Consider the following 5,273-nt stretch of genomic DNA (forward strand, 5'->3'; position numbering starts at 1 on the left):
GGGTGGCCGGGGCTGGACCGAAGGGAAGCCCCGGTTCGCGGGCCCACCGGGGCTTCGGCTGCGCCTCCAGCCCCGGCCACCCGTTCGTCATTCGGCATTACCGATTCCTCATTTCCCGAGCATCTCTTTCCGCACGCTGGCGAGATCGACGCCGAGCGTGATCTTTGCCAATCGCGCCAATGCCGCCAGGTCGCCTTGGACATGGAACGTGCGGTGATGGTGCTTGAGTGATTGTCCGGGGGCCAGTTCGGCGGCAGGGGAGAGCGATTCGACTTCGTAAAACGCCCCCAGCGGCGCGCGGCCGGCGCCCGGCGGGCCGTCGTTATAGCTGTTGAGCGCGTCGCCGACGAACGGATGCTTCTGCGGCACCTCCCAGGCGTTGTTCATGTAAAGATGGTCGGCAGGATTGGCCGGCATGTCGAAATTCACCAGAGTCAACACGCCCGCTTGAAAGTCGATCGACCCGGCGATCGGTTTCACGCGCCGCTGAGAGACGCCGATCTTGGCGCGATAATGACTGTCGCCGCGGAACAAAATCGCCGCGGGCGTAACCTTCAACCGCTCGGGTGGAACCAGGCCGAAGTAATCGGCCTTCACCACCGGTCCGAGTTTGCTTTCGTCTCCCGAGCGATAGGGAACGACGATGACCGTCTCGGGCCCGGAAACCATCATGCCCAGGATCCAGATCGAGACCAGACCGCCGTCTCTCTTCATCGCCGGACCGCGGTTGGTGACAGAATTATCGGATTCGAATCCAACTGCGTGCAGCTTACCCTCGGCGAGCGCGCTCTGGGCGTCCGGGCCGAACGACGCCCCAAAGTCGTTGATCCCAAGCAACCGAACGTTGCGGTTCGCCGCCAGATCGAACTCGGTCTTGGCCGCATTTGCCAGACGCATGGAGCGCTCCATGCGGCAGACGGGGTCGGTCGGGCTCGAGGCGACCTGAAAGGCGCCATCGTTCATCGCCGGCGGCGTATACCAGTTGGCGAGTTCTTGCTTTGCGCCAGGGGCGAACCAGAGGCTGAATTGCCCTCCTTCGGGACTAAGCCAAATCCGGTCCTCGCCGCCGTAGTTGTTGAATTGGGCGTTTTTTTGGCCCGCTTCGATGAACGCGCGGTTGATCCAGCCGAGACTCCGCCCGTCTTCGCCGTCGCAGGTCGAAGTCATCACGCGGCCTTGATACTCAGGGCAAATCGCCACGCGGGCGGCGCCGTCGATCAGCTCGATCACCTTGGTGTGCTTCGCCAGAAACTCTTTCGCTTGCCGATAGGTCATGGAATCTCCCTTCGCGTCTGTGCCAGCAGGTTCGGCGGCTCCCGCGATCGCGGCGGGAAACAGAATCGCCAGCGACGCAAGCGCCGCCGCGTGAGAAAACGTGCCGATGAGTCGGGTCATGGGTGAGGCTCCGGGTGGCGGGATCAGGAGTCGGATTTGGGATTCTCGATTTTGGATTTTGGATTGGGAGGCGGGGATTGAGATTCGAGTTTAGTATCGTACCATCCCCACGCGACGAGGAGGAGCGCTACGGCGAAGTATCCGCCGGCGATATACAGCGGCGTTTGGCCCTTGGCCGCAGCCGGCAATTCCGGCAGATTCCAAGGTACGATCAGTCCGCCATCGGCCAGCGGCGAGTGAATCACTCCGAATAGCGCGCAAGCGCCGGCGATCGCGAAATACAACGCCGCGCTCAGCAACCGCCGATCGATGAGACCAGCTAATGCCGAAGCCCAGAGCAAGCTTGTGAGGATGAATCCATTGGCTAGGAAGCGCAGGGTCTCGAGCTTCTCGGCGAAGCTCGGCGCCAAACTCGCCGCGGCGATTCCCTTGCTGGTCAGCGCCGCATCGCCGAAGATTTGATCGACGTGGATCATCACGAGCCTCGCCATCGCCGGTACGCATGCCAAGGCCACGGCAGGGTAATGTTTTATCGGAGTGGCGTGGAAGCTCTGCGCCGTGATTTCCAGGCCGACGAAAACGAGAATCGGAAGGACGGCCGGCTGTGGAATGAGATTGTAAAGATAGCCGAAGTAGCCGATCAATCCGGCTGATCCCATGAAGACGGCCGTGGCCAGCGTGTAAGCCGCGCGGCCTCCCATCGCTTTATAAGCGGGATGGCCGATATAGGGCGTCGTTTGTGCGACGCCCCCGCAGCAACCGGCGGCCAGCGTGGCCAGCGCTTCCACGGCGATGATTCGGCCCGTATCGTATTCGTCACCGGCGGCCGCGGCGCTCTCCGTGCAATCGATCCCGCCGATCACGGTGGCCAACGCAAACGGGATCACGATCGGCAAATACTGAACCATGTCGTGCCAGGCCGCGAGCCACTCGAAGCGAAACGCCTCGATCCATTGCGTGGGCCAGAGCGCATCGGCCGCCTTGACGTCGGCGGCGCTCACCGTCTGTCCGAGAATGCCAGTCGCCTTCATTGCGTAGAAAATCGCCCCGCCAACAAGTAGCGCCGCCAGGGCGCCAGGGATGCGCCCGGGAAATTCGACGCGGGCGGTCAGAGTCGCGAGGATCACCACCAGCGCCACCATGCCGACCACCGGATATCGCAGCACGTCCAACAGCGGCAAAAAACTGATCATCACCAGCGCGATGGCGGTGAGCGAACCGAGAAGTCCCGCCCGCGGGACACAGCGGCGAATCCAGCCCGACCCCAGCGCGCAGACCATCTTGAAGGCCCCCGTGGCCACCAATGCGCACATGCCGATGTGCCAGGTGTGCCGGGCCGCTTCCAGCTCAGATAGCCCGCGCCCCCGAGCGGCCAGAAACGCCGGCCCAAGAACGAATAGCGCCATCCCTAGCGTGCTCGGCGTGTCGAGTCCCAGCGGCATGGCGGTCACGTCGTCGCGGCCGGTCCGGCGGGCCAATCGAAACGCCATCCAGGTGTAAATCACATCGCCGATCACGATCCCGATCACCGTGCCGGGAACCATATGGTCGAGGGCAAACCGGGCCGGAATCCCGAAGGCGGCGAGAATCCCGACCATCGCGGTCAGCACCGCCAAATTGTCTAACATCAAGCCGAAAAAGGCGTTAATGTCGCCAGGAACAGCCCATTTGTAGCGCGACACGGCAAACCTGCTGCAGAAGGGATGCGAGCGCGGCATCCCGACCGCATCGCAACGGGGTTTGAGTGTAAAGCGACGAGCCCCGTGCTGTCAATTTGGCGGGCATAAATAGTATAATGGGTGCCGAACCCTTCGAACTCTGTCCCGTAGAAGCAGATGAGTTCCGCCATCAAAGCCAAGCGAGCCAACGACGCAGCGACGCCGCGATGGTCCGAAATGACCGACGAGCAATTGTTGCTCGCCTATCGGAGGGAAGCAGCGGCGGGTGCCTTCGAGACGTTGGTTCGCCGCTACGAACGGGAGCTGTTTAGCTACCTGTTTCGCTACCTCGGTGATGCGGCGATGGCGGAGGACGCATTCCAGGCCACATTCCTCCAGGTGCATTTGAAGCGCGAGCAGTTTGAAGAGGGGCGAAAGGTCCGGCCCTGGCTATACACGATCGCCACCAACCAATCGATCGATGCCCAACGCCGGAACAAGCGCCATCGAATCCTGAGCTTGGATCGGCGGGGTAGTTCGCAGGAAAGCGAGGAGACCGGTTCGCTGGTCGAGTTGTTGCAGAGCCGCGAACCGGAGGCCAGTTCGAATCTGGAACGAGAAGAGCGCCGCGAGTGGATTCGCGAAGCCGTCCAGAATTTGCCCGAGCCGCTCCGCGGCGCGGTCGCCTTGGTGTATTACCAGGGGATCAAGTATCGCGAGGCGGCGGAGATTCTGGGGATCCCGGTCGGCACGGTGAAGAGCCGGCTCAATGCCGCTTTGCACCGGCTGAGTGAAGCTTGGAATCAAACACGTTCGTTGGAAAAATGACAGAATCAATTCAACACGATTTGTTGGGCTACTTGCTCGACGCGCTCGAACCGGAGGAGCGCGAATTGGTCGAGATGGAACTCGAGCGCGACCCGGGCCTTCGCGACCAGCTCGACACGCTCCGGCGCGGTTTACTCGTTTTGCGAGACGAGGCTTGCGAGCCCCCGGCCGGGCTTGCGGCTCGCACTTGCGAATTCGTCGCCCGCGAGCGGCAAACGATCGCGGCGCGCGAGCTTCAGCCCCTCGGCACCACATCGGCGGAAAGGAATGGGCGATTGGCGGAAAAAAAGGGGGCCCGCGAGCCGCTGGGGCCGTCGGGCCGATCATGGCGGCCGATCGACATCGCCGTGGCGCTGGCGGTTTGCGTGGCCGGCGCGGCCTTGGTTTTCCCTTGGCTCCACGCCAGCCGCGTGAATGCCCAAATAGCGGCCTGCGCCAACAAGCTCCGCGACATTGGGCTGGCGCTCACCGGTTATAGCGAGCGGCATAACGCATTGTTCCCGCAAGTGGCCGAAAGCGGCAATCTGGCGACCGCCGGGATCTATGCGCCGATGCTCGTCGATACCGGCTTTCTCAGCAACCCGCGAACCGTGATTTGCCCTGGCTCGCTGCTGGCCGATCAGGCGGCCTTCCGCATCCCAACGCTCGACGAAATCCGCCAGGCGAAGGCCGACCGCCTGGCCGAGCTGCGCCGGGTGATGGGGGGCAGCTATGGCTATGCCCTGGGCTATCGCGATGAAAATGGCAAATACAAGCCGACCCGCAATCTCTATCGCGAGCGGTTCGCGCTGGTGTCGGATGTGCCGGCGGACGATTTGACCAGCAGCACGAATCACGGCCGCGGCGGCCTCAATGTGCTGCTGGAAGACGGGCACGTCGTCTATCTGCGGACCTGCCATCTCGACGGCTCGAGCGACGACATCTTTACCAACGATCTCGGCCAGGTCGCCCCCGGCTGCCACGTAAACGACGCCGTAATCGTCCGCAGCGACGTTTCGCCGTGAGGGGCTCGGCTCCGCCGGCTTTCATGCTGATGACAACTCGCCCGTCGGCTCTTCTCGCTCGATCCTCCTGCCTTATACCATCTCGTGAGCCAATCGCGGCACGCACCAATTCACCACGCCCGGTGACAATTCCGATGGCAGAGGAAACGAAGATTGGGGTGCTGGTCCAGGAGACGGAGAGGGCGCGGTGAAGCTGCGGCGCTCTGCTCGAGACTCGCTTCTCAGGGGATGATCGATCTCACAGTGAACCGAACTCCTTTGTGCCATCCGACTCCGGGCGGATACCCGGGCAGTCCAGTAACAACGTTCGTGCGCGTCACCCGATCGGTCGTTTCGAGCAACCCCATATTCCCTTCCCGCGTGACGAAGATGAATGCCGCATTCGCGT

At 62.6% G+C, this 5,273-nt stretch carries 4 protein-coding genes; 2 read left to right on the forward strand and 2 right to left on the reverse strand.

Annotated elements, in window-relative coordinates; translation table 11 throughout:
• Window positions 1-108 precede the first annotated feature (108 nt).
• Both VGY55_21780 and VGY55_21785 read right to left on the reverse strand, forming a co-directional pair.
• The gene (locus VGY55_21780) at window positions 109-1,395 is read right to left on the reverse strand and encodes a DUF6786 family protein (protein ID HEV2972613.1); all 1,287 of its coding nucleotides are present in this window, start codon (window positions 1,393-1,395) and stop codon (window positions 109-111) included.
• Window positions 1,396-1,418: 23 nt separating this feature from the next.
• The gene (locus VGY55_21785) at window positions 1,419-3,077 is read right to left on the reverse strand and encodes a permease (protein ID HEV2972614.1); all 1,659 of its coding nucleotides are present in this window, start codon (window positions 3,075-3,077) and stop codon (window positions 1,419-1,421) included.
• A gap of 153 nt (window positions 3,078-3,230) precedes the next feature.
• Between VGY55_21785 and VGY55_21790 the strand changes: the two genes are divergently transcribed.
• Together VGY55_21790 and VGY55_21795 are read left to right on the forward strand one after the other, a co-directional pair.
• A complete protein-coding gene (locus VGY55_21790; GenBank protein ID HEV2972615.1) occupies window positions 3,231-3,881 on the forward strand; it encodes an RNA polymerase sigma factor in 651 nt (216 codons plus the stop codon).
• Window positions 3,878-4,885, forward strand: coding sequence for a hypothetical protein (locus tag VGY55_21795; GenBank protein ID HEV2972616.1), 1,008 nt, complete (start codon window positions 3,878-3,880; stop codon window positions 4,883-4,885). Before VGY55_21790 ends, VGY55_21795 begins: the two co-directional genes overlap by 4 nt.
• Window positions 4,886-5,273 lie beyond the last annotated feature (388 nt).

Source organism: Pirellulales bacterium (genome assembly GCA_035939775.1).
GTDB lineage: Bacteria > Planctomycetota > Planctomycetia > Pirellulales > DATAWG01 > DASZFO01.

What these genes read in the sequence shown, in the direction of transcription:
- VGY55_21790 (HEV2972615.1), top strand. Translation starts at nt 3,231, where the DNA reads ATGAGTTCCGCCATCAAAGCCAAGCGAGCCAACGACGCAGCGACGCCG.
- VGY55_21795 (HEV2972616.1), top strand. Translation starts at nt 3,878, where the DNA reads ATGACAGAATCAATTCAACACGATTTGTTGGGCTACTTGCTCGACGCG.
- VGY55_21780 (HEV2972613.1), bottom strand. Translation starts at nt 1,395, where the DNA reads ATGACCCGACTCATCGGCACGTTTTCTCACGCGGCGGCGCTTGCGTCG.